Annotated in this window: 25 protein-coding genes, 1 tRNA gene and 1 pseudogene; 22 read left to right on the forward strand and 5 right to left on the reverse strand. The window is 45.6% G+C overall.

Annotation, left to right across the window (positions count from 1 at the left end):
- Positions 1–9: 9 nt before the first annotated feature.
- From CEW91_RS03310 to CEW91_RS03350, 9 genes are all read left to right on the forward strand, one after another.
- A tRNA-Leu gene (locus CEW91_RS03310) sits at positions 10–94 on the forward strand.
- Positions 95–283: 189 nt separating this feature from the next.
- Positions 284–970: a hypothetical protein gene (locus CEW91_RS03315; RefSeq protein WP_088767669.1), complete on the forward strand. Its 687-nt coding sequence runs from the start codon at positions 284–286 to the stop codon at positions 968–970.
- On the forward strand, positions 970–1,899 hold the full coding sequence (locus CEW91_RS03320) for an LPP20 family lipoprotein (protein WP_088767670.1): 930 nt from the start codon (positions 970–972) through the stop codon (positions 1,897–1,899). The genes CEW91_RS03315 and CEW91_RS03320 overlap by 1 nt, the downstream gene beginning before the upstream one ends.
- Positions 1,896–3,023 (forward strand): hypothetical protein, encoded by a 1,128-nt coding sequence (locus CEW91_RS03325; protein ID WP_088767671.1) that lies wholly within the window; start codon positions 1,896–1,898, stop codon positions 3,021–3,023. The genes CEW91_RS03320 and CEW91_RS03325 overlap by 4 nt, the downstream gene beginning before the upstream one ends.
- Complete coding sequence (locus CEW91_RS03330; RefSeq protein WP_088767672.1) at positions 3,020–4,405, forward strand: hypothetical protein; 1,386 nt, start codon at positions 3,020–3,022, stop codon at positions 4,403–4,405. Before CEW91_RS03325 ends, CEW91_RS03330 begins: the two co-directional genes overlap by 4 nt.
- Positions 4,406–4,414: 9 nt before the next feature.
- On the forward strand, positions 4,415–5,701 hold the full coding sequence (locus tag CEW91_RS03335) for a hypothetical protein (protein WP_232507019.1): 1,287 nt from the start codon (positions 4,415–4,417) through the stop codon (positions 5,699–5,701).
- A complete protein-coding gene (locus tag CEW91_RS03340) occupies positions 5,698–6,414 on the forward strand; it encodes a hypothetical protein (RefSeq protein WP_088767673.1) in 717 nt (238 codons plus the stop codon). The genes CEW91_RS03335 and CEW91_RS03340 overlap by 4 nt, the downstream gene beginning before the upstream one ends.
- Positions 6,377–7,504, forward strand: a complete 1,128-nt coding sequence (locus CEW91_RS03345; RefSeq protein ID WP_198400883.1) for a transglycosylase SLT domain-containing protein — start codon at positions 6,377–6,379, stop codon at positions 7,502–7,504. Before CEW91_RS03340 ends, CEW91_RS03345 begins: the two co-directional genes overlap by 38 nt.
- 110 nt (positions 7,505–7,614) lie before the next feature.
- On the forward strand, positions 7,615–8,115 hold the full coding sequence (locus CEW91_RS03350; protein WP_232507020.1) for a hypothetical protein: 501 nt from the start codon (positions 7,615–7,617) through the stop codon (positions 8,113–8,115).
- Between the two features lie 35 nt (positions 8,116–8,150).
- Here the strand turns inward: CEW91_RS03350 and CEW91_RS03355 are convergent, their stop codons facing one another.
- Positions 8,151–8,738 carry a hypothetical protein gene (locus CEW91_RS03355; protein ID WP_088767676.1) on the reverse strand — a complete coding sequence of 196 codons (588 nt, stop codon included), beginning with the start codon at positions 8,736–8,738 and terminating at the stop codon, positions 8,151–8,153.
- Between the two features lie 576 nt (positions 8,739–9,314).
- Here CEW91_RS03355 and rnr point away from each other — a divergent pair.
- The 11 genes from rnr to dnaB all read left to right on the forward strand — a co-directional run bounded on the left by rnr (position 9,315) and on the right by dnaB (position 17,935).
- Positions 9,315–11,606 (forward strand): ribonuclease R, encoded by a 2,292-nt coding sequence (rnr, locus tag CEW91_RS03360; RefSeq protein ID WP_088767677.1) that lies wholly within the window; start codon positions 9,315–9,317, stop codon positions 11,604–11,606.
- A 3-nt stretch (positions 11,607–11,609) separates the two neighbouring features.
- Complete coding sequence (rlmB, locus tag CEW91_RS03365; protein ID WP_088767678.1) at positions 11,610–12,356, forward strand: 23S rRNA (guanosine(2251)-2'-O)-methyltransferase RlmB; 747 nt, start codon at positions 11,610–11,612, stop codon at positions 12,354–12,356.
- Positions 12,346–12,777: a signaling protein gene (locus CEW91_RS03370; RefSeq protein WP_088767679.1), complete on the forward strand. Its 432-nt coding sequence runs from the start codon at positions 12,346–12,348 to the stop codon at positions 12,775–12,777. The genes rlmB and CEW91_RS03370 overlap by 11 nt, the downstream gene beginning before the upstream one ends.
- A gap of 136 nt (positions 12,778–12,913) precedes the next feature.
- The gene (gene rpsF / locus CEW91_RS03375; RefSeq protein ID WP_088767680.1) at positions 12,914–13,264 is read left to right on the forward strand and encodes a 30S ribosomal protein S6; all 351 of its coding nucleotides are present in this window, start codon (positions 12,914–12,916) and stop codon (positions 13,262–13,264) included.
- Positions 13,265–13,283: 19 nt separating this feature from the next.
- Positions 13,284–13,583, forward strand: coding sequence for a primosomal replication protein N (priB, locus tag CEW91_RS03380; RefSeq protein WP_088767681.1), 300 nt, complete (start codon positions 13,284–13,286; stop codon positions 13,581–13,583).
- 10 nt (positions 13,584–13,593) lie between these two features.
- On the forward strand, positions 13,594–13,821 hold the full coding sequence (rpsR, locus tag CEW91_RS03385; RefSeq protein ID WP_011235166.1) for a 30S ribosomal protein S18: 228 nt from the start codon (positions 13,594–13,596) through the stop codon (positions 13,819–13,821).
- A gap of 41 nt (positions 13,822–13,862) precedes the next feature.
- The gene (rplI, locus tag CEW91_RS03390) at positions 13,863–14,315 is read left to right on the forward strand and encodes a 50S ribosomal protein L9 (protein ID WP_088767682.1); all 453 of its coding nucleotides are present in this window, start codon (positions 13,863–13,865) and stop codon (positions 14,313–14,315) included.
- A 132-nt stretch (positions 14,316–14,447) separates the two neighbouring features.
- Positions 14,448–14,972: an RNA polymerase sigma factor gene (locus CEW91_RS03395; RefSeq protein ID WP_088767683.1), complete on the forward strand. Its 525-nt coding sequence runs from the start codon at positions 14,448–14,450 to the stop codon at positions 14,970–14,972.
- The gene (locus CEW91_RS03400) at positions 14,965–15,480 is read left to right on the forward strand and encodes a hypothetical protein (protein ID WP_088767684.1); all 516 of its coding nucleotides are present in this window, start codon (positions 14,965–14,967) and stop codon (positions 15,478–15,480) included. Before CEW91_RS03395 ends, CEW91_RS03400 begins: the two co-directional genes overlap by 8 nt.
- 13 nt (positions 15,481–15,493) lie before the next feature.
- The gene (locus tag CEW91_RS03405) at positions 15,494–16,456 is read left to right on the forward strand and encodes a DUF4097 family beta strand repeat-containing protein (protein WP_088767685.1); all 963 of its coding nucleotides are present in this window, start codon (positions 15,494–15,496) and stop codon (positions 16,454–16,456) included.
- Between the two features lie 84 nt (positions 16,457–16,540).
- Positions 16,541–17,935 (forward strand): replicative DNA helicase, encoded by a 1,395-nt coding sequence (gene dnaB, locus CEW91_RS03410; protein ID WP_088767686.1) that lies wholly within the window; start codon positions 16,541–16,543, stop codon positions 17,933–17,935.
- Positions 17,936–17,948: 13 nt separating this feature from the next.
- Here the strand turns inward: dnaB and CEW91_RS03415 are convergent.
- From CEW91_RS03415 to zur, 4 genes and pseudogenes are all read right to left on the reverse strand, one after another.
- Positions 17,949–18,418, reverse strand: a pseudogene (locus CEW91_RS03415) (chemotaxis protein CheX).
- Between the two features lie 3 nt (positions 18,419–18,421).
- The gene (locus CEW91_RS03420) at positions 18,422–18,931 is read right to left on the reverse strand and encodes a DUF6702 family protein (RefSeq protein ID WP_232507021.1); all 510 of its coding nucleotides are present in this window, start codon (positions 18,929–18,931) and stop codon (positions 18,422–18,424) included.
- Positions 18,918–21,248: a M1 family metallopeptidase gene (locus CEW91_RS03425; protein ID WP_088767688.1), complete on the reverse strand. Its 2,331-nt coding sequence runs from the start codon at positions 21,246–21,248 to the stop codon at positions 18,918–18,920. The genes CEW91_RS03420 and CEW91_RS03425 overlap by 14 nt, the downstream gene beginning before the upstream one ends.
- Before the next feature lie 25 nt (positions 21,249–21,273).
- Positions 21,274–21,714: a zinc uptake transcriptional repressor Zur gene (zur, locus tag CEW91_RS03430; RefSeq protein WP_088767689.1), complete on the reverse strand. Its 441-nt coding sequence runs from the start codon at positions 21,712–21,714 to the stop codon at positions 21,274–21,276.
- A 177-nt stretch (positions 21,715–21,891) separates the two neighbouring features.
- Between zur and dusA the strand changes: the two genes are divergently transcribed.
- Both dusA and CEW91_RS03440 read left to right on the forward strand, forming a co-directional pair.
- Positions 21,892–22,890, forward strand: coding sequence for a tRNA dihydrouridine(20/20a) synthase DusA (gene dusA / locus CEW91_RS03435; protein ID WP_088767690.1), 999 nt, complete (start codon positions 21,892–21,894; stop codon positions 22,888–22,890).
- A 181-nt stretch (positions 22,891–23,071) separates the two neighbouring features.
- A complete protein-coding gene (locus tag CEW91_RS03440) occupies positions 23,072–23,338 on the forward strand; it encodes a hypothetical protein (RefSeq protein WP_088767691.1) in 267 nt (88 codons plus the stop codon).
- Positions 23,339–23,344 lie beyond the last annotated feature (6 nt).

Genomic DNA, 23,344 nt, shown 5'->3' on the forward strand with positions numbered 1-23,344 from the left:
CGCAAAATTGGCGCTGTGGTGGAATTGGTAGACACGCCTGATTCAAAATCAGGTTCCTTCGGGAGTGACGGTTCAAGTCCGTCCAGCGCCACCATATATAAATCCTTTATTTACCTTATATAGCTTTCAGTCATTCGAAAGCCGATTTCTCGATCCTGTTTTTAAAAAAATTTAAAAATTGATTGATCCTTCTTAACGCTTTCTTTACATTCACCATTATGGCTTAACTAAGCCTATGTAATAAAAATGTTGATTTGGCTCAAGGCCTCTGAGGGAAAGTATTATGAAAAAATGGATCGTTGCACCACTAGCCGCAGTTGTACTCAGTGCGTGTATGTCTACTTCAAATGAAAACGCTGCGACTTTAGACCGAAACCAGGCCGTTGCTGACCTTTCTGTGGAAATGGAAGAGCTCGGATTTAATCGTGTTGAGATTCAGCCAGGTGTCGATGAATTCTTAAATATCTGTGCTTCTATCTTGGAGCGTCAGTACAACGTAATGGGTGAGTATCGTACCCAGACGGAAAACTATGTTGATGTACAAGCGTTTTTAACGGCTCATCAGGGGAAATCAGAAGAAGAGTTGCGAGCTGCGATCATCGCGTTTGACGAAAAAGCTCAAACGGAAGACGAAAAAATAGGTCCAAAACTGGCCGCTTATAACTCAGCAATTGAAGGTGTGTCTGAGCAAAATACGAAATTAGCGACTGAAATTACCTTGCAACTAGCACAAGCTGCGATCATTTTAAGTGAGCACTCTACCACTGTCGCTAAAGCGGGCAGCTTAGGTATGGTCTCAGGATGGATGAGCGGTAACGAACAAACTGCCGACAACAACCTTGGTTTGGCTATCCTACGTGCAAAAGATCAAATCGATTTAGCATCTGACGCCAACGAAATTATAACTCTAGAGCAAGAAACCATTGAAGCTATTAATGCGCTTCAGGAAGAGTTAGAAGCTAAAGGGTAATGTCTATCCGTTATTGGGTGGTCGTAATAATGACCACCTTCAGCTTTTCTATAGCCGCGCAAGAGCTGCCGGACTGGGTTTTCAAATCAGAAAATACCAACGGGCAACTAATAGCTGTTGGTAGCGGTTCGTCGAATTCTGAAGCGAAACGCGCCGCAATAGCAGAAATTATTGCTCAAGTCAGTCAGTCGGTGTCTGCTGAAAGCGTCTCTGTTTTTGAAAAGACGCCCGCAGAAACATCTCAATACTTTAAACAGTCGGTTATCAGTAGCACGCTTTCAATTGATGTGAATAAAGTGACTGTGACTAAGCAGTTTGTTGATAAAGCATCGGGCGTGAACTACGTGCAGGCGACTCTTAGTAAAGATGAGGTGGTTCGATTTCTTCAGGATGAGCTGACTTCCCTGGCAACGCTGAATTTTCCTGCTCAGTCATCCGCGGTTGATAAGGTGCTTTGGGCATTGAAGTATCGGGAGGCGAACAGCTACGGATTGAGGCTTGAAAGAGCCCTGACCGGTTTGGACGCAGCTAATGATGCGCTTAAAAATAAATTTCGAGACAATTTAAGTCATGTTGCTAAGGTATGGCAGCGTTACGGTGTTCGAGTGATTGCTGACAGCTCACTGCAACGTATTGCAGGAACCATTGATAAGCAACTCCCTTCCGCGTCAGAAACAGTTTTATGGTTACAGCTGAAGCCAAGCCATAAAACAAGACAGCACAAGGGCGCTTATCAACATAAATTGGATTTGAGCGCAGAGTTAACTCAGCCTAAGTCTCCTTTCAGAGTGTTTAGGCAAGAGCATATCTCTGTTGTCGGAACCGGCGTATCGGCGGATATGGCCAGAAACCATGCCCTAGAACAATTGCGTTCGATTTTAGATACCCCTATACAAAACTGGCTTTTTGAAAAAGGAAGTGAATTATGAAGTTAGTGACGAAACTCACTATCACAGCATTGGCTGTTGTATCTCTTAGTGCTTGTCAGACGCGTCAAGCTGACCAAACACAAACGGCGAAAGTATCGAACCGGGCGTCAAATGCCAGTGTTGCTCGTAGCGCTTATAATTTTGATGATCAGGATATTAAAGTTCCTGCGTACTTTGATACTCAAGGACTACAGAATTGTACTTTCAATCCAGCGACAGAGTCTGATGCTTGTCCGCTTAAGAAGCCAACTGTTCGCATGTACTTTGCGGGTACCGATGTTGGTGGAGAAGGTCAAGGCGTAGAAGCTCTGCGTCAGTATGATGACAAACAGTTATTATTTATGCTGGAAAACCAGTTTGCGGGTATTAACCGCTTTAGAATCATTACTCGTGACGACGATGTTATTTCTCAGGAAAAGCAAATTTTCATGGAGCAGCAGGGAGCTCAAGCTCTTGCGAAAAGAGCGGGCAGCCAGAAAGTGTTAAAACCCGATTTTATTGTCAAGCTCGATACGCTCCGTACAGTGAAAAGTGAAGGTTCAATTACTGGTTGGATGGATTACACATTAGAACTTACAACGGCGGTTTTGAATCCGTTTACACGCGAACTAATGTCTTATCCGAACTTAGGAAAAATTCGGGTTAAATCGGAAGACGTTCGCGAACGCAGTGAGCTGAAGTATGTGATGGTTAATAACCGTTATGAAACAGGCTTTCGTTACCACGATCCTGCGCACGTTAATGCGGTGATTAACGATATGACGTCTCGCGGTATTGATATTTTGCTGACGCGTATGCTTTCAGAAATGCCGGCAACGGCTCAGGTCCTAGGTATCAAAGGTAATCAAGTAAGTTTGGATCGCGGTCAGAATGCCGGTGTATTACCCAATGAGACCATGATTATTTTCCAATATGAAGCTGGCTTTGTTGAGCCAATTGGCGTGGCCAATGTGAATCCTTCTCGCAATAGTGCTATTGGTGAAATTGCGGTTTGGAAGAACAGCGATTTAGCGGATCGAATTGAGCGCTCGGCAGCGAATGGTATTTATCGTCCCTCAAATGGCACTAAGATTTTTGCGGTTTCCGTTGGCACCCCTTCAGGCTTTTTGGAGTCGCGCACATGAGAAAACTAGCACTTAGCTTTGGTGTGCTAGCCAGTGTAGCGTCATACAGTGCATTAGCTCAGATTTCTCTGAGCTCAATGCGCGGTATTGAAGCGGAAGCTTGCGCCTACGGGCGCGGAGCGCCGGCGATAGAATCGGCAAAAATGCATGCTCTGTCGCAAGTTGCACAGTTTCTGTCATCACCTAAGTTGCTAGCGCAACAGACGTCAAAGGAAGATATTGATACAGAGACATCGACCTGGATTAGAGAGTTAAGTGACTTGCAGCAACAAGGTCTGAGCATTCAGCAAATGCCTGTTGATATTTCGTCCCCTCGTCTTCAGGGCAGTGATACCTGTGTCACTGTTCGCTTAAAAACAGGCAGCTTGCCAAAATCGAGCGGTCAAGCGGATGGCGGTGACTGGGATGCTGCAGCCGAGAATGTGTTAGTGACGGTTATAGGCGAAGGCTGGCCGGATAACGAAAACGGTCGTACAGCGCGCACCCAAGCAGAGATGGATGCATTAAAACGTGCAGTCTCACAAGTCGTTGGTATGTGGCTGACTCAGCAGAATACTCAGTTCTCAACGACCGAGGAGTCTTCGAGCGAGAGCGGTGATGAGTTCTCGGTGAACGAAGTGATTTCTCAACAATTGCATACAAGATCACAAGGGCTCGTTAAAGAGTGGTCTCTGCTTAACAGTCGAGAACTGCCTGATAACGGCATTGAAGTAACAATAAAAGCAGTGGTGGAAAAGCAACCTATTGCTCAGGCTGCGAAAGATGTGCTGACGGCTATAGGTTCACCGCGAGTGAATGTTCAAGCGCCTGAACCACTGAGTAGCTTGCTGAAAGACTGGCTTTCTGAGCAGGGCATTGAATATAGCCCTCACGCCAACTTGGTGATTAACGCTGACTCGATTCTTCGAGAACGGGGTGCCAATAGCCGACTGCAGCTCAGTGTCACAGTAGAGGATTTATCAGGACAGCAATACGGCCTTTGGCGAAATGAGCCAAGCTTATTATCGCTGCCGACAAGTGCTCAGGTCGAACATGACCTTATTGATGTGCACCTGGCGACTCCTGAGCAACAAAAGTCACTGCGGAAAACATTGAAAAAGTCATTTAATCAGGTCGTCGCTGAAGGTGGCATGGTGCGTGATATTTTCATACACACGCGCTACTTAGCTCAGCCTGATAAGTTATCTTCTATTTTGTCGACTTTAGGCGGCGTGAAAGACGTGGTGGTGAATAGTCAGGGTGACTATTACAGAGCCAGCTTGCGATATGCCGGAGCCACCGGTGAATTAGTCGCTGCTTTGCATCAGTCTATGCGACCGATAGCGGCTCAAAGCTTACCAAAAGCTCAAATAAACAATGAATTTACTATTCGGTTTGATTAAGGAAAATACATGATGAAACGTTCGCTTTTAAGTTTAGCTCTGTTGGCCGCGTTACCAACGTTCGCACAGGATTTTGATTTAACTGACATGACTCCGGCACGTCCGGGGCAAAATGTTGAGTCTGCTGATGTCGTAACGAAAGGTAATGTGGTAGTCGGAAAAGACGAGAAAACAGCGGTAAAAGCAGCGCACCAGCAGCTGGTCGACGAAAACCAGGACGGTATCCGGTTGGTGCAGGTAGGCAGTGGGACTGGTATTTTGTCTATTGGCAGCTCGAGCTATAACACCTATGACAATATGAATGCGACGTTGCTTTCTAAACGTGGCGCGTACAATCAAGCGGCGCTTATTGCGAAGAAGCAACTTATTGAAAATATGAACGGCATTGAGCAACTATGCGAGAATGCTGTGCAAACTTCAATGGATGTTATTGATACGGGCTCTGACTCCGTGGCTAATGAGTCAACCTCAATGATGGAAAACTGTGCCGAGTCAGTGTCGGGGTCTCTATCTGGCTACGTCACTTTTGATGTTTATGACAACGTTGATGACAAGACAGTTCGGGTTAGCCTAATTTCTACCCCTAAAACACGGGCTCAAATTCGTGATAGCCATGGCGCTGTTGCCGTAACGACGGACCCGAATGAAGTATTCAAACAGGTAGTCGCCGATATTAACAGCGGTGTTTTACCGCCGATGGGAGCCAAGATTTTAACGCACGCTGAAACAGGTGAAGTGATTCTAATGGGCTATGGCTCTGCAATAATCCGTGACAACAGTAATGCGCGTGTCGCACGAAAATTAAAAGACGCAGCTAAACGCCAATCACAAACACGTGCTCGCTCAGCTTTATTGGGTACTATGCAGGGAGATGAAGTTTACTGGCAAGGTAGTTTCAGTGAAGATCAGATAGAGTCCAATCAGCAGTTTGAGTACGGCGGGGACCCTCGTCTTGAAGATCCTACAACAGCGAAAAAGCTAGATAGTGAACGTACGGTCTTTCTGAACCAGATGAAAATGTCAGACGAATATGGCGCTGTAACCAAAGGTCAACTTCCTCCAGGCGTCAGTAACCGAAGCTTTACGAGCGAAGATGGTCACTGGATGTATACTGTTTCGGTTTACTCCCCGTCTTTAGAGGCTGTGTCACGCGAAGCTAAACGTGAGATGGAAGCCGGCGGTACAGCTAATCCAAGCAGCTCCGGCCGTAATATTCGGGTCTATGGTGGTCAAAATGGTCAAGCGGCGAACCCACAAGGCGCGTCAGGTAAAGTTTCGGAAGAAGATAACCTATGATGAAATGGTTCATTGCATCGCTGGGGCTTTTGTCCCAGCTTGCTTTAGCCTCAGAGCCGCCAGAGTTGAGTCGGTTTGAAAAGGAAGTATCAGGTAATGGAGCAAGAGTAAAAACCGACGCTGAGTTACCAAGTCAGGTATGGCAAAAGGCGTGTCGCAGTGCTCTTACTATGCCACTTCGTGAGAAAGTTAAAGAGCGTTTAAGTGAACGCGTTAGTGCTACTGTTCCAGACGAGGTTTCTTTCCTTCAGGCAAACATAGATGAGTTCAACTCATGGAATGATTCAGGGTGGCTTCATTGTACCGGTGAGTCTGAAATAAAAGATTGGTCGTTAAATATTGCCGGTCTGGCAGTAAGAGTGGCGTGGTTTTTAGCTCAAAATAAAAGGCTGGATGAGATAAAACCCTATCTTAGAGAAGCACTGTCACACACATACTCCTCAGCTGATGCAGTAGCATTAATTGCAAAGCTGGCGCCAGAATCGCAACGGTTAAACTATCTGGATGCAAACCTTAATAAAAATGCACTGACTTTGAATGCGGCGAAATACGCGGTGTCATCGATTTGGTTTTCTGATGGTCGTTGGCAGTCTGTTATTGACGTAACCAGCAGTTGCGACTCAGTAGAATGCCGTCAGTTAAAGCTGAATGCTGAAGAACAAAAGGAGCGGGAAGATGCTGAAAAAGCCGACGATTTATCTAGCTATTTTTAGTCTCAGTATTTTTAGTACGGTTGCACAGGATGATGCTGAATTTGAACGGTATCTTAGGGAGCAGCAGGCTGAGTTTCAAGAGTTTCAGAATAAGCGCGAGCAAGAGTTTCAAGCATTTGTCGAACGTTGGAAAAAGGCAGAGCAAGCGTATAAAAATGAAATTGCTGAAAAATGGGAGGACGCTAAATTACCCGATAAAAAACGTTGGGTGGAATATTCAGAAGATAAGAATCGTCGCACTATCGTTGATTATGAGAATAATACTATAACTGTCGAGGTATTGGGTGAAGCCGATGATAGCGATGTACTAGGCACTGCCAAATCTGAAATTAAGCGCCTGAATGAAACGTCAGCTGAAGAAGCGGCAGAATCCGACCCTATTATAATTAATGCTGGTATGGCAGTTAACAATCGTTCTCAGCGCCAACCGAGACGGTCTGAGTCATTGCTGGGCTATAATGTCGACGAACAAAAAATGTCTCCACAAAAAGTAAGACGCTCAGGTAATCGAGCGTCAGTGACGGTTAAGATGCCAGAGGCCGCAGTGTCTGAACGTGTTAAACGAGTGCTACCCGCAGCCGAAACTTATGCGCTTCAATGGGGACTCCCTACAGAGTTAGTTATTGCCGTTATTCACACTGAGTCTAGCTTTAACCCGTTAGCCCGCTCCCATATTCCCGCGTTTGGTTTAATGCAAATAGTGCCGACTTCGGCAGGAAAGGATATTACGCAATTTCTACATGGCCAACAGCGCTTATTAAGCCCGGAATATCTGTTCGATCCGAATCGGAATATTCAGGCCGGAAGTGTCTACTTTCATTTATTGCTAAATCGTTATTTTAAAAATGTTCGTAATAGCCAGTCTCGCTTTTACATGGCAATTGCCGCATATAATACGGGGCCGGGTAACGTAGCGCGGGCAATGGCCAATACAACGTCGCTAAAGAAAGCGAGTAAGGCAGCTAATCAAATGTCGCCTGCGCAGGTGTATCAGCATCTTATGACTTATTTGCCAGCAACTGAAACAAAGAACTATTTAACAAAAGTCACTGAGCGTGAAGCTCATTATCAACAAGCACTGGGTTTATAACTATGAAAAAACACATACTTACTATTGGCGTTTGCTGTGCGTTAGCTGCGTGTGCATCTCAGCCCAAGCAAACGGAAACACAAAGATCTTCAGCACAGGCTAATAGTCAAATGCAGGCTGTTACGGGTAACCCACAAGACTCTGCGCCAGGCTGGGTATTTCTTCCTAAATCTGATAAAGGGTTAGCGTCATCCGCTTGTGTTGATTGGTCAGGCAATATGTCCGTTGACAGGCCTCAGGCGGTTGCTGCAGCGCGTGCGGACATGGCACAGCAAATTAGCATAAAGGCTAGCGTGCTGGATAAGTTGTATAACAGAAAGCTGCAAGCTGAAGGCAAAAGTGATGTCGGCTCAACGTTTGAACAAGTCACTAAACAGGTTTCAAGTGAGACGTTGGAAGGCTCAACGCCTCAGGAAATTTCTCTAGCGCAAATTGATGGTAAAAAGTATCTGTGTGCTTTAGTTGTTAAAGAAGACACTCGAGAAACCTTTGATACCTTAGTTGAAGAGTCAAACCGTCAGCTTGATCCGCAATCTAAGGCGGCGCTCTATGAAGAGTTTCGTACTCAGAAAGCAATGAAAGAGCTGGAGAAAGAGCTGGAAAATCTATAAAAAGAGCCCCCGAGGGGGCTCCTACCTCTAGACTATTAATCAATAAGCTCTTTGTGAGTCACCGCAGAGATGATCTCAGCAAAAGTAGAAGGTAAATGAAAGACATTGACTGATTCGCCGGTTAATTCAGCTATCTTTAGTGAAGAAATGATTCCGTACACCTCCCCATCGCTGATGACGACAATAAAGTCTCTCCCGCTAGATTTTAATGTCGCTGCGGCGTCACCAATTCGTGACTTCTGAACATCTTTGAGGCTGACTTGTGGTAAAGCTGACAAAGGTGTCATTAGATCCTTTGCGGTTAACTCTTCCCAGAAAGTCTGAGTGCTTGTTGTCGTTTGGGTCGCTTTTCTCCCGTGAAGTTCTCTAAGGGCTAGTAACCCTATTATTTGAGAATTGCGGTTATGGATACAGGCATAGCGCTGAGACTGCTTACGCATACTCTTTTCCGCGTCCATAAGTGTTGTGCTTTCCGATAATTGCACTGGTGATGACACATCAAAGTCATCCATTACACGAAGTGCGTTGTCTGTCCAGCTTGCAGTCTCGTTATCTTGCGAGCGGCTATGAAGCATCGCTTTATCTTCATCTGAAGACCATTGAATCTCTTTAAATTCATTCATTGTGTTACTCCTTTAAAAAATAGGTTTTGTCTTTTTTAAAGGAGAAAAGGAGGCTCTCTCGGTCTATACCATTTTTTAGCTTCGACTGATGATATTAGGCGTAGTGATAGGGTTATTGCCGTGGGAAGATGTAAATAACTGTATGTCGGTGTGTCGACCAGTGCTTTGTCATACTCGTCGCCGTCTTGCGCTGATCCCGCTTCAAGTGATAGCTGGATTGATGCTGTAACGTTCAGCGTGTCTTTATGGGAGGAGACCCCAGGCGCATCAATCGATGACGGCAAGGAATAGGTAACCAGGCTGAAGACTATGATTAACAAGCACGCACAGAGTCTGCCTAATGCACAGACCGGCGATGATGTTCTGTTGTTTGGCGCGATTTGCTTCATATCATTAAGTACAGCCTTACTTCTATATTGATCCAAGTTAAAACATCTTGTGTCACTCAACAATCTATTTTTTGAATTAATTTAGGAGGCAAACGCTCAAAATACAAGCAAACACTGACAATGCCTTCCACAGCACGTATACTGTTGAGCATCGGTACTTTAACCGAACAACAGTAAATAGGATTCTATGTCAGATAATAAAACAATGCCCGAATACGAAGTCGAAATTCCAAGTCGCGAGCAGCTACTGCAGTTAGTGAAAGATAACCAGAAGCCTGTGCCTTTTGATGAGTTTATTCGCGTTTTTAAACTTGATGACGAGCGCCAGTCGATTGGTCTTAAGAGACGTTTGCGAGCCATGGAACGCGACGGGCAACTGATATACAGTAAAGCCAATGCGTATGGCCTACCTGAGCGTATGGATCTCATTAAAGGTCGTATTATTGGTCACAAGGACGGCTTTGGATTCTGCCAGCCAGACGAAGGTGGTCCGGATTTATTTATTCCTCACCATCAAATGTATTCTGTCCTTCATGGTGACCGCGTATTAGTCAAAAAAAGTGGTAAAGACAGTCGCGGTAAGACAGAAGGGCGAATTGTTCGGGTGACTGAGCCGCGTGACAGTAATATCGTTGGGCGCTATTTTATCGAACATGATCTTGGCATTGTCGTGCCGGATGATAATCGAATTAGCCAAGACATTTTAATTCCCGACGCCGACAAGAATGGCGCCCGCCATGGACAGCTTGTTGTCGTTGAAATTACACGTCGCCCCAGCCGCCGTACCAGCCCTATCGGGCGTGTTACTGAGGTATTGGGTGAGCACATGGCACCGGGCATGGAAATTGAAGTCGCCATTCGCGAGCATGACATTCCTAACGAGTGGCCTCAAGGGATTGATAATGAGCTGTCAAAGTACAGTGAAGAAGTGCCTAAAGAAGCTTATGAAGGTCGTGTGGACTTACGAGAGCTGCCATTAATTACCATCGATGGTGCGGACTCGCGTGACTTCGATGACGCGGTCTGCTGTATGCCTGAAGAAAAGGGCTGGCGTCTGTGGGTTGCGATAGCAGACGTGTCTTATTATGTCCGTCCTGATACAGCTTTGGACAAATCAGCGACTGAACGCGGTAATTCGGTTTACTTCCCGAATAACGTGATTCCGATGTTACCGGAGAAACTGTCAAATGGTCTTTGCTCACTGAACCCGGATGTTGACCGGCTATGCATGGTTGCAGAGATGGAGCTGGGCCCGAGAGGTAAGCTCAAAGCGTCCCAGTTTTACCCCGCGGTTATGAAAAGCCATGCAAGATTAACGTACGACAAAGTCAAGGATATCCTTGACGGTGACAAAGAGCTAAGAGAGCAGTATGGACCGGTTCTTGGCAACATAGAGGAATTACGAAAGCTGTATAATGCGTTAAGTGCGGCGCGAAAACGTCGTTCAGCTATTGAGTTTGATACTCAGGAAACACGCTTTATATTTAATGCTCAACGCAAGATTGAGCGTATTGAACCAGTTAAGCGTCACGTTGCACATAAGATAATTGAAGAATGCATGATTATGGCAAATGTGGCGGCCGCTCAGTTAATTGAATCGGACAAAGAAGTGGGGGCATTATTCCGCGTTCACGAAACACCGAGTGATGAACGTCTCACGAGTTTCAGAGCGTTTCTTGGCGAGCTTGGCTTGAATTTAGGCGGAGGCGAAGAACCGACTCCCAGAGACTATGCAAAGCTATTGGATGAAGTAAAAGACCGCCAGGATCACGAATTAATTGAAACCATGTTGTTGCGTTCTATGCAGCAAGCGGTCTATCAGCCTGAGAACAAAGGCCATTTCGGCTTGGCGCTGAAATGCTACGCGCATTTCACCTCACCGATTCGCCGATATCCGGATCTCATTTTGCATCGTGCGATTAAGTCGATATTGCGTAAGCAAAGCGGCAGTGAAGACGGTCTGGTGGGGGCTTGGGCCTACTCAGAAACTCAGTTAGACGAGCTCGGTGTGCATACATCGATGACTGAGCGCCGCGCGGATGATGCGACACGACAAGTTGATGAATGGTTGAAGTGTGAATTTATGCTCGACCATATTGGTATGGAGTTTGACGGTGTCATATCATCAGTGACGAACTTTGGCTTGTTTATCCGGTTGAGCGACTACCAAATTGACGGCCTGGTTCACATCAGTAATTTAGACAATGACTACTACCACTTTGACCAACAGAAGGGAATGTTGATCGGCGAGAACAGCCGCAGTGTGTTTCGTCTGGGTGACAGCGTAAAAGTTAAAGTTAAGGATGTGAACTTGGATGATCGTAAAATTGACTTAACGTTGCTGGAAGCAACCAGTCCAAGTGGTAAGAAGCGCGATATGCCAAAGAAAGGTTCGGGCAAACCGAAAGGTAATCGCTCGTCAAAAAGTAAGCGCGGAGGTCAGCGTAAAAAGACCTCTCGCAATAAGAACCGGAAATAATCAATGAGTCAGAAAGTTACTGTTTTTGGTTTGCATGCCGTTAAGGCAATTTTGAAGAATCATCCTGACCGTTTGGTTGAGCTATATGTTTCAAAAGAACGTCAGGATGACGCGGTGAAAGAGATCGTCAACGAGTGCTATGCCACTGGTATTCGACCACAATGGGTACCAAAGCAGGCTCTTGAGAAGCGGTCTGAGGGTGGCAACCATCAAGGAGTTGTGGCGACAGTACATTCTCCGCCGACATTGACAGAGCACGACTTGCTGCCTTTAATTGATAATTCAGAAACATCGTCGCTATTTTTAGTGCTTGATGGTGTCACTGACCCGCATAACCTTGGCGCATGCTTGAGAACGGCCGACGCAGCGGGCGTAACTGGCGTTATCGTGCCGAAAGACAAGTCCGCTCAAATTACACCAACGGTGCGAAAAGTGGCCTCTGGCGCTGCTGAGCATGTGCCTTTAATTGTGGTGACTAACTTAGCCCGAACTTTGCGCGACCTGCAAGAGCAGGGGGTTTGGGTGTACGGCACTGCCGGAGAGGCGACAAAGTCCGTTTACGATATCGACTTCAGAGGTTCGGTGGCTATAGTGATGGGCGCTGAAGGCAAAGGTATGCGCCGTATTACCCGTGAGACATGTGATGAGTTGATAGCTATTCCTCTGAGCGGCAGTGTCAGTAGTCTGAATGTGTCCGTTGCCAGTGGAGTTTGTTTGTTTGAAGTGGTGAGGCAGCGTAGTGGATCTTAAACGAAAGCTGATTCCTGTTGGCATCGCACTGGCGATGGTCGCGGTGTTGTTTATTAGCTGGACGCCTAACTGGGATAGCCCGGAATGGATGCGTTCAACGAAGCCTTTTGTTTCTTTTGATTTTAATTTAGACCGCGCAGATAGCCGAGCCGCAAAAGAACTGGTTATTGATATAAAAAATCGTTTACAAGTGCGGCATGAGTGGCATGTTGTTAAAGAAAAAGAGTCACAGTGGCAGGTACAGACAACAGTCACTGAAGATGCGACTCATGTTCAGTTAGACGCATCGGTCCTCAAAGAAGGAAAACCGGTTGATCACTTAATTGTCCGTGGCGAAAAAGCCGTTGCCAACGAATTAGCTGACCGACTTGTTTCTCTTCTGAGTTCCCGCATAGAAAAAGCCCATAAAGACGCCGACTGAGTTGCAGTTGGTGTTTTTTTTTGATAGTATCGCGCGGCTTAAATCAGCCATTGTATAAACTACTAGTTGAGTTCCTTGCTTCTACGTCAGTGCGGCTGAGCTGAACCGAGGCTATACGAACCAAAAGGAAACTGTAATGCGTCATTACGAAATCGTATTTATGGTCCACCCGGACCAAAGCGAGCAAGTACCTGGCATGATCGAACGCTACAGCGAAACGATCAAGCAAGGTGGTGGTCAGATCCATCGTCTAGAAGACTGGGGTCGTCGTCAATTGGCTTACCCAATCAACAAGCTGCACAAAGCGCACTATGTTCTTTTGAACATTGAAGCGTCAGCAGACGTTGTGGAAGAGCTTGAAACTGCATTCCGTTTTAACGATGCAGTATTACGCAACATGATCATGCGTAAGAAAGAAGCGATTACTGAACCTTCGCCGCTGACTAAGCCGAAGGAAGATCGCAAAGGTGACAGTGAAGCTGCGTAAAGCAAGCTGACCATACACTATGAATCGACTGCATTTAACCGGAACGTTAAGCAAAACTGCCAATCTGGAAACTAGCCCATCGGGTATAGAACATTTGCAGTTAGTGATTGAGCATCGGTCGATGCAACCCGAAGCGGGAATGAGTCGCCAGTCTTATGTGCGAATTCAAGTCGTTTTAAGTGGTGAAGGGTTACAACACTGGTTACAAAAATTGACGGTGGGTTGTGAAGTTCTGGCAGAAGGTTTTCTGCACAGACACGAAGACAGTAGCGGTACGCCGCGTCTTGTGCTTCACGCTCAGCATCTAGAATTGATTTAAGGAGACCATCATGGCTCGTTTTTTCCGTCGCCGTAAGTTCTGCCGCTTTAAAGCAGACGGCGTAAAAGAAATTGATTACAAAGACATCGCTACGCTTAAGAACTACATTACCGAGACCGGTAAAATCGTTCCTAGCCGTATTACTGGAACATCTGCTAAGTATCAGCGTCAGTTAGCGCGCGCAATTAAGCGTGCTCGTTATTTGTCACTGCTGCCTTATACTGATTCACATCAGTAAGCTAGCGCGGTTCGATTACCAAAAGTAGAGGTAGCGAGAAAATGAACATCATTTTATTAGACAAAATTGCTAACTTGGGAAGCCTTGGCGATCAAGTAAGCGTGAAATCTGGTTATGCACGTAACTTCCTTTTCCCTCAGGGAAAAGCAGTACCTGCAACTAAAAGCAACATCGAGCTGTTCGAACAACGCCGTGCTGAGTACGAAGCTAAATTAGCTGACGACTTAGCCGCTGCAGAAGCGCGCGCTGAAAAAGTCAACGCGTTAGATGCGGTTGTTATTGAATCGAAAGCGGGTGATGAAGGTAAATTATTTGGCTCAATCGGTACTCGCGACATTGCTGATGCAGTAACTTCTGCTGGCGTTGAAGTGAAGAAGAGCGAAGTATTAATGCCTCACGGAACTATCCGTGAAGTAGGCGAATTTGACATCGAATTGCACTTGCATGCTGATGTATTCGCAAATATCACTCTGAAAGTTGTTGCTGCTGAGTAATATCAGCCAATAAACGACTTGAAAAGCTGCCTTCGGGCAGCTTTTTTTTTGCCAATCAAAAATCTCATGTAAACCTTTCTGGTTCGGCAAACGTCTAAACCCTAAATAATAATAGAAGCGACGGAGACAACAGTGCAATCAGACCCCGATGAGCAGGACATCATTGAGGCAATAAATGGTGATGTTAGCGCGTTCAAGCGACTGTATGAGCGACATTTAAACCATGTTTATGGGCTGGTGTTCCGTTTGTGTGGCGACCGCGTAATGGCTGATGACTTAACTCAGGAAGTATTTGTACAGCTGTGGGAGAAGCTGAGCAGCTTCCGCTTCGAGTCAAAATTTAGTACATGGTTGTACAGTGTCACGAGTCATATTTGCCTGAGTGAGTTACGTCGGCAAAAACGATGGTTTCAACGCTTTAAAAACTCGTCAAAAGACAGCGTAGAGCCATCGGATAAAGGTGATGCCGACTTGAGTCGATTGGATACACTGTTATTCAGGTTGCCGGAGCAGGCACGTCAGGTGTTTGTGTTACACGCGTTAGAAGGTGCGCCGCATCAACAAATTGCGAATGTTCTGGGAATTGCCTTAGGAACGAGTAAGGCTCAGTTTCACCGTGCCAGAAAAAGTCTTGAGGAGTGGCTGGAAAATGAGTAACAACAACCAGAAAACGACGTTAGAAAGCTTAATAGAGCAAATGAATGGTAAGGCTCCGGGACCACAGAAAGACTTATGGCCAGGTGTTGAGTCGCGCATTCAGTTAAAAAGGAATGTGACGAAGCCCGTGCGAGCATTCTGGTATGGAGCCGTTGCTGCAAGCTTAGCCATTCTGACTTTTCTGGGTGGCTGGCAATTGAGTGTTAATGAGCTTAATCAACCGACATCGGCATTGTATAAAATTGCGCAGAAGATAAACAATGACCAGAAACAACAGGTAGCGCAACTTAGAACAGGCTATCAGCAAGCCGGTTATCAGTATGACGACAGTCAACTGCTAAGTGAGCTAGACGAGTTGGAAATGGCCCGAGACGAAATAACACGCGCTTTAAAAAACAGTCGTTCTGAACCAGAGTTGCTGGATTTACTTATTTGGGTCAATCAACAGGAACTGAACTTGATAAATCAGTCGTATCAACCGAAAACAAAACAACTTCAGGAAATTTAACCAGGAGAATGTCATGAAAACGTTCATTACTTTACTGAGTAGTGCTTTGCTTTTAATAACGTCATCGGCTTTAGCACAAGATGCCGTCGATAAGGAATTGGCGGTGTCACCAACCAGCCGGCTGTCTATCGATAATATGCGCGGGAAACTGGAATTGCTCACTTCTGACAGCGATACCGTCAGAGTGGTAGGAACTCTTGATGAAGACGCCGAAGATTTCATTTTCGAACAGCGTGGTAACACCGTTTATATTGAAGTAAAAACGCCTCAAAATAAGGGGTTCAGTTTTTCTTCCTCGAGCTCTGAAGGCTCTGACTTAAAAGTTTACGCGCCGGACTCAATGGATATCGATATTAAAGGCGTTTCTATGGATGTTACCGCGGCAGGTTTTACAAATGACTTTGACGTACGCTTGGTGAGTGGCAACATTGTTATTCATAACATTAGCGGGCCAGCTCATCTAAAAACGGTCAGCGGTGATATTACCGCAAAAAATATGAGTGGCAATGGCAGTTTTGAAACGGTTAGCGGCGACATTACCGATACTGACAATAAATCCACTGAAGGTTCATACCAAGCAGTTAGCGGCGATATAACGGTGGAGTCGAACCGTCTTTCTGAGGTGACGTTGCAGACCGTGTCCGGGGATATTAATGCCACCTTAGGCGTCTTGAATAAGACGAAAATGACGACAGTCAGTGGCGATGCTCAGTTAATTGCTGAACTGGCTGAATCAGCTCGGGTTGAGGCCAAGTCTGTCAGTGGCGACGTTGATTTTGGTTGGAGAGGTGATTTGCATGCTAACTTCTCAATTAAATCGAATGCGGGCGGAAAGATAAAAAACCGTCTAACGGATGACAAAGTAGAAAAAGCAGAATGGGGCCCGTCTTCGGCGTTAGAGTTTAAAGTTGGTAATGCGACCTCCGACGTTACGGCAACGACTGTTAGCGGAGAAATAACGTTAAGCAAAGAGTAGCTTAGAGCGCAAACGAGCTTTCTAATTAAGAGGGGATTTTGTATAGTACTCCCCTCTTTTTTATTTCCTATCTTAGGTTTTTCGATGGCAGAGACAGCAAAGAAACGAGACGCATCCGTTGAAGCATTGCGCTCAGCACCGCATTCAATTGAGGCGGAGCAGTCGGTTTTAGGCGGGCTTATGCTCGACAACGACGCATGGGATCGTGTTTCCGGAAGTATTATTGCTGATGATTTCTACCATCGTGCTCACCGGCTAATATTTAAAGCGATGAACGAGTTGGCTCAGCGCAGTCAACCAATGGACTTGGTTACGGTCTCTGAGCTATTGGAAAGCGGTGGTGAACTAGAGCAGGTTGGTGGTTTTGCCTATCTTGGTGAAATTGCCAAGAACACACCTAGTGCCGCAAATATACTAGCTTACGCAAATATTGTGAGAGAACGGGCCATTGTCCGGGACATGATAGGCGCCGCTAATGAAATCGTTGAAGCGGGCTATGATAACCAGGGGCGAACCAGCGCGCAGTTATTAGACGAAGCTGAGACCAAAGTTTTGCAGATTGCTGAAAAACGTGTCAGCTCCAGTGAAGGGCCCCAGGGTATTAATCAAATTCTGGAGCGAACCGTTAGCAAAATAGAGCAGCTGAGTAAGCTTAAGAATAACAATGGCGTTACCGGTGTATCGACTGGCTTCACAGATCTAGATCAAATGACAGCCGGTTTGCAGCCTTCAGACTTAGTCATTGTTGCTGCGCGACCCTCAATGGGTAAAACCACCTTTGCAATGAACCTAGCTGAAAACATAGCGCTTAATGATGACAAACCGGTCTTAGTTTTTAGCTTAGAAATGCCAGCTGAACAGCTGATGATGCGTATGCTGGCGTCGTTAAGCCGTGTCGATCAGAATAAGGTTCGAACTGGCAAACTAGAAGATGATGACTGGGCTCGAATCGCATCCGTGATGAACATGCTAAATGACAGAAATAATATCTATATCGATGACTCGTCGGGTCTTACGCCGAACGAGGTTCGTTCTCGTGCGAGACGGGTTTATCGAGAGCATAAAGGTATTTCGATGATTATGGTGGATTACCTTCAGTTAATGACGGTGCCCGGGATGTCTGAAAACCGAACGTTGGAAATTGCGGAGATATCACGTTCATTAAAGTCGCTTGCTAAAGAACTTAAGGTTCCGGTCGTTGCGCTTTCGCAGCTAAACCGTTCACTTGAGCAACGCTCAGATAAACGCCCCGTGAATTCGGACTTGCGTGAGTCAGGCTCAATAGAACAGGACGCGGACGTGATCATGTTTATTTACCGGGACGAAGTTTATCATCCGGACTCAGCTGAAAAAGGAATGGCCGAGATTATTATCGGTAAACAACGTAACGGACCTATTGGTAAGGTAGACTTGAAGTTTCACGGGCACTTATCCCGATTTGATAATTATGCCCGTGCAGCAGACGACGACCGTTACTAGCCGCCGGTTTCAATCACTTGATTTTGTCGAAGCAAATCTCGATGTAGGCTTTGCCCGCAACGTGGTTGAACGGCATTATAAGCTTAGAGCCTTCTGACTTGTGCGAAATGGTATGGTCTTTCCCTGACACAACGATTGGGGTGGCCATATCAAAGTCGTAACCGTTTTCGCCTAACGTCTTCTTGGCGCCCCCGTAACCATATTGGTAATTTCACCAACCATGTCACAGACATCTTCGTTAATGCTATCAGGTAATTCACCAAGCATTTTATTCATAATTTCACAAGCAAGGTTCTCTTCAAAAGAAATAGAAAATGATCCTTTTACTTGAGGGCCTACCATGCCGATAATCCCGGATACATCGCCACGAGCATACTCGTCCTTCTTTAACTGAGCCTTGCCCGGTTTCAATTCCATTTGTGCCATCATCGACAAGACATTTTGCAACGCTTGAAGAAATGGGTTTACAAACTCGGCATTCATTATTTAATCCTTACTCTCTTTCTGGCAGTTGATAATATCAGTTCTGTTTTCATCCGTTAATATCAGACTGCGGTTTCCGTATTCATCAACAATGTTAATGGTGTTGACTTGTGCGGAAAAAGTGTCGAATAACAGGGTATTAGAAACCTCCCAACCGCATAAATTTTTTTGCGCAGGAAGCTCTTGGTAGACCCATATTTTCTGATAGTCAGCCTCAAAACCAACCCATGTCAGCTCCACCTTTTTGCCATCGACATTTTTGACTGAGAAATTATCGGTAACCCAGCGCTTTAATACCGCTTCTGCATTCTCTTTATCAAGGCTAAACCGTTCGCCCGCGAGCTTGCTTAACGCATGTTGAACATCATGTAACGTATATTGGTGAACAAACTCTACGGCACCTGTATTTAGGTTACTGCTTATTTCAGTCAGTCCAAAAAAATAACGGTGTGCCAACGCCGGAAGCGTCAGCACAACAACTAGTAAAGCAATAAAGACTTTAGCTTTCATCATCAGACTTCAACTTTTCGTCGTAACGCTCCATCAAACTGTCTTTACGGTCATCGCGCTTAAACAGTTCAATTCTTGACGGAATGGCACGAGCAGGCCAGTAGTTATTCGTTGTATCAACATCAGCGGTTTCCCAGTTAGGGTCAACAACAACCTGAGTTAGGGTTTTATCGCGTATTAATAACTTACTGACTTCCTCTGGTGAACGGCGCCATATTTCTGCTGGAATGCGAACGTGCTCTTTGCTTCCGTCCTCATAGTGCAGATCGAGCAGAATTGGCATGACTAAACCGCCGTGGTTTGAAAAGTCGAGCACATAGAAATTACTGCCATTTTTGAGCATTTCTTTTTGCTCATCACTTAAACCTTTTAACAGTTCATTGTATTCATTTCTGTCGGCATTAGTGACGGTGAACTCGTCATGCTCATTATAGAAGTCGGCTAAGTGAGGTTGTTGATGTATTTTATAATTAACGTCAGCGTTACGCTTAGTGGTTAACGACGTCGGCTCCTGTTCTTTTTGCTGTTGCTGCCAAGCTTTCTCTATCTCTGGATCTTTCGTGTTTACGGTTAGCAAGTGCACGTTGTCCAATGCAATATCGACATGATCAGTAGAGTAGAACCAGCCTCTCCAAAACCAGTCCAGATCAACACCAGAGGCATCCTCAAGTGTGCGGAATAAATCTTCTGGTGTAGGGCGTTTAAACTTCCAGCGGTAGGCATATTCGCGGAAAGCGAAGTCGAACAGTTCTCGTCCAACAATGGTTTCACGCAAAATATTAAGTGCGGTTGCAGGTTTACCATAGGCGTTGTTGCCGAACTGAAGGATAGACTCTGAATTCGTCATAATCGGCATTTGGTTTGCGCTTGCCATATAACTCGTTATGTTTCTAGGTTCACCGCGCCATGATGGATAGTCCTTTTCCCATTTTTGCTCGGCTAAGAACTGTAGATAGGTATTAATACCTTCGTCCATCCATGTCCACTGACGCTCGTCAGTGTTAACGATCATTGGGAAGTAAATATGGCCAATCTCGTGGATGATGACTGAAATCAGACCGTACTTTGTGCGCTCCGAGTAGTACTTATTGCCAGTGTCTTCATCTACATAAGGACGAGGCCCATTGAAAGTGATCATTGGGTATTCCATACCACCAACAGGCCCGTTCACAGATATAGCGACAGGGTATGGATAGTCGAAGCTATAGTCGTTGTAGTGCTCAATGGTGTGAAGAATTGAGGCCGTTGAATAGCGTTCCCAAAGTGGATTACCTTCTTCTGGATAAAATGACATTGCTAAAACATCAGTGTCATTTTTCTTATAGCCCTGCGCATCCCAAATAAATTTGCGAGAAGAAGCCCAGGCAAAGTCACGCACTTTGTCCGCTTCGAAGATCCAGGTTTTGGTATCGTCTGTGCCTTCTTTTTCGTTCTCCAGGGCTTCTTCTTGAGTCACAATTTTTACAGGCTTATCTGAGCCTCTCGCTAACTCAAGACGCTGACGCTGGGTTGATGTTAATACCTCTTTGGGGTTTTGCAGTACGCCAGTTGACGCAACAATGTGATCGGCGGGAACCGTAATTTCAACGCGGTAGTCACCAAACTCTAAAGCAAACTCACCATTACCAATGAATTGTTTATTCTGCCAACCCTCAACATCGTAGTAAGCGGCCATGCGAGGGAACCACTGGGCCATTTCATACAGGTAATTACCATCGTCTTCGAAGTATTCGTAACCGCCACGACCGCCGAGTACGTCCGCTTCAATAATGTTGAAAGCCCAATTGATATTAAAAGTAACGCTTTCACCACTTTTTAGTGGCTCATCTAAGTCCAAACGCAGCATTGTGTCGTTGACATAATGAGCCAGCGGATCACCGTTGTCATAGCTAATTTCTGTCAGCTCATAACCGGCTGGAAAACTCTCCTGTGTCATCATGCTTTCCATGCGGGAAAAGCTGATGCGCTCCGGCTTGCTGGTGCTGTCTGATTGAGGACCTATGGAGTCTTTTCGGAACCGGTTTTGATCCAATTGAACCCACAGGTAGCGTAAGGTATCAGGGGAATTATTGGTGTAAGTAATAGTACTTTGTGCGGTAATGCTTTGGTTTTCATCATCCAGTTGCACCTTGATATGATAGTCAGCCTCTTGCTGCCAATACTCATGTCCCGGAGCGCCTGAAGCTGTTCGATAAACATTAGGGCTGCGAAACTTGTCGTCATTGAGTTGACGAAACTTGTCTTCAAACGCCTGGGCATGGCTTGCTTGGCTGGCAGCCAATAAAACCGTTGCGGTTAACGCATAATTATATAACTTCATAGTAAAGACCTGTTTAGTTTTTATTCTAATGGCATTTCGTGCACAAGCCATGTGCTTCAATGGTTTGCTGTTCAACCTTAAAACCTTGAGCTTCCGCTTGGTGCTTTAGCTCGTCGTAAACTCCTTCCGATTGAATTTCCTGGACATCGCCGCAGGAATCACAAATAAGCATTTGTACAGGGTGTTGATGATCGAAATGAGTACACAGCACAAAGCTGTTAGAAGAGGTTATTTTATGAACAAAGCCTTGTTCCTGGAGAAAGTCCAGTGCCCTGTAAATAGTAGGCGGCTTGGCGTTTGGCATCACTTCCCGAAGCTCATCGAGTAAGTCATAAGCGCCAATTGATCCAGAGTGTTCAGCTAAAATAGCGAAAACCTCACGTCGGGCGGTGGTTAGCCTTGCTCCTCGTTTTTGACAAAGAACTTCAGCTTTTCGAATTAGTCGTTGTGCTTCTTGACGAGTCATTAGCCTGAATATTTAAAAAAAGTTAACGCCATTGTAGTGAGTTTTGTCGTTAAGTGAAAGGCTTTTGCTACAAGCTGTAAGAGGCTTGAGACATCTCAATTTCGATGCTGATAAACACACATCTTTACGGTAGAATGTTGCGCTTCGTAACGTAGTAACAAATAAGGAATATAAGTAGTGGCAACAGCGTACAATTACCGATTATCCGTAGCCCCTATGCTGGATTGGACCGATCGCCACTGCCGGTACTTTCATCGTTTGCTGACGAAGGAAACGCTGCTTTATACCGAAATGGTTACTACTGGTGCCATTATTCATGGTCGTCAGGACTTTCTGGCATATAACGAAGAAGAACATCCGGTCGCTTTGCAATTAGGGGGCTCTCAGCCGGCAGACATGGCACAGTGTGCTGCTTTGGCTCAGGAGCGCGGTTATGATGAAATTAATATCAATGTCGGATGTCCGTCGGATCGTGTTCAAAATGGTAGCTTTGGGGCGTGTTTAATGGCAGAGCCGAAGGTCGTTGCAGAATGCGTGAAAGCAATGAAGCAAGCGGTCGACATTCCTGTAACGGTCAAAACTCGGTTAGGTATCGATGAGCACGACAACGATGACTTTCTGTATGCGTTTACTGATGCGGTTGTAGAAGCCGGGGCAGATCAACTCACCTTGCATGCTCGAAAAGCTTGGCTTCAGGGGTTAAGTCCGAAAGAGAATAGAGACATTCCGGAACTACAATATGACCGGGTGTATAAAGCACAGGAACGCTATAACAGTTTACCGGTGGCAATTAATGGCGGTATCACAACTGCCGAAGCGATAACTGAACATTTGCAACATATGCATGGCGTTATGGTAGGCAGGGCCGCCTATCAGAACCCTTGGTTGCTAACGACGTTCGATGCGCTTATTGGTAAACAAGCGCATTCATTGACGCGAGAAGACGTAGTCCACACGATGATCCCATATGTGAATCAGCACATAGCCAATGGCGGTAGAGCATGGCATGTGGTTAGACATATGCTGGGTCTGTTTCAGGGACTTCCGGGTGGTAAACGCTGGCGTCAGTATCTGAGCGTTAAAGGGCCTAAAGCGCAAAGTGGAGAATCACTTTTAAACGGCGCGTTAGATTTCAAAAATGATCATAAAAAGACGATGAGCGAGTTAATGAAGTAAATCGCTCACACCTTTATAAAAAACTCACCAAAAAGTGGTCTATTTCACCACTGAAAGTTAACGTGATTTGCATGAGGAAACAATAAAACCTATATTTTTCATGGGTTTAAAGTTTTGGCACAACCTTTGAATTACTTATAGCGACTTAACTAACGCAATGACTAATTCAAAGGAGAAAATCATGAAAGCGTTAATTATCGGTGCAGTCAGCGGTGTTATGTTGTTCAGTTCATCTGCTTTTGCTTCAGACAAGCAAGAAACATCTCTTTCGGAAGAAATACAAGCCCAAGTCACGCAAATGACAATTGAAGGTCTTCAGTTGATTAAGGAAACCGCAGTGTCATCTATGCAAGAGTGGGCCTCAGAAGCGCTTTCTTTCGAGGTAGCTGCTGCAGAGCCAGCTAAAAGTGAGCAGCCAGAAGATACTAAAGCTAAGCAAGTCCAATAAGGTGAC

The sequence above is a fragment of the Idiomarina piscisalsi genome (assembly GCF_002211765.1).
Classification (GTDB): Bacteria; Pseudomonadota; Gammaproteobacteria; order Enterobacterales; family Alteromonadaceae; genus Idiomarina; species Idiomarina piscisalsi_A.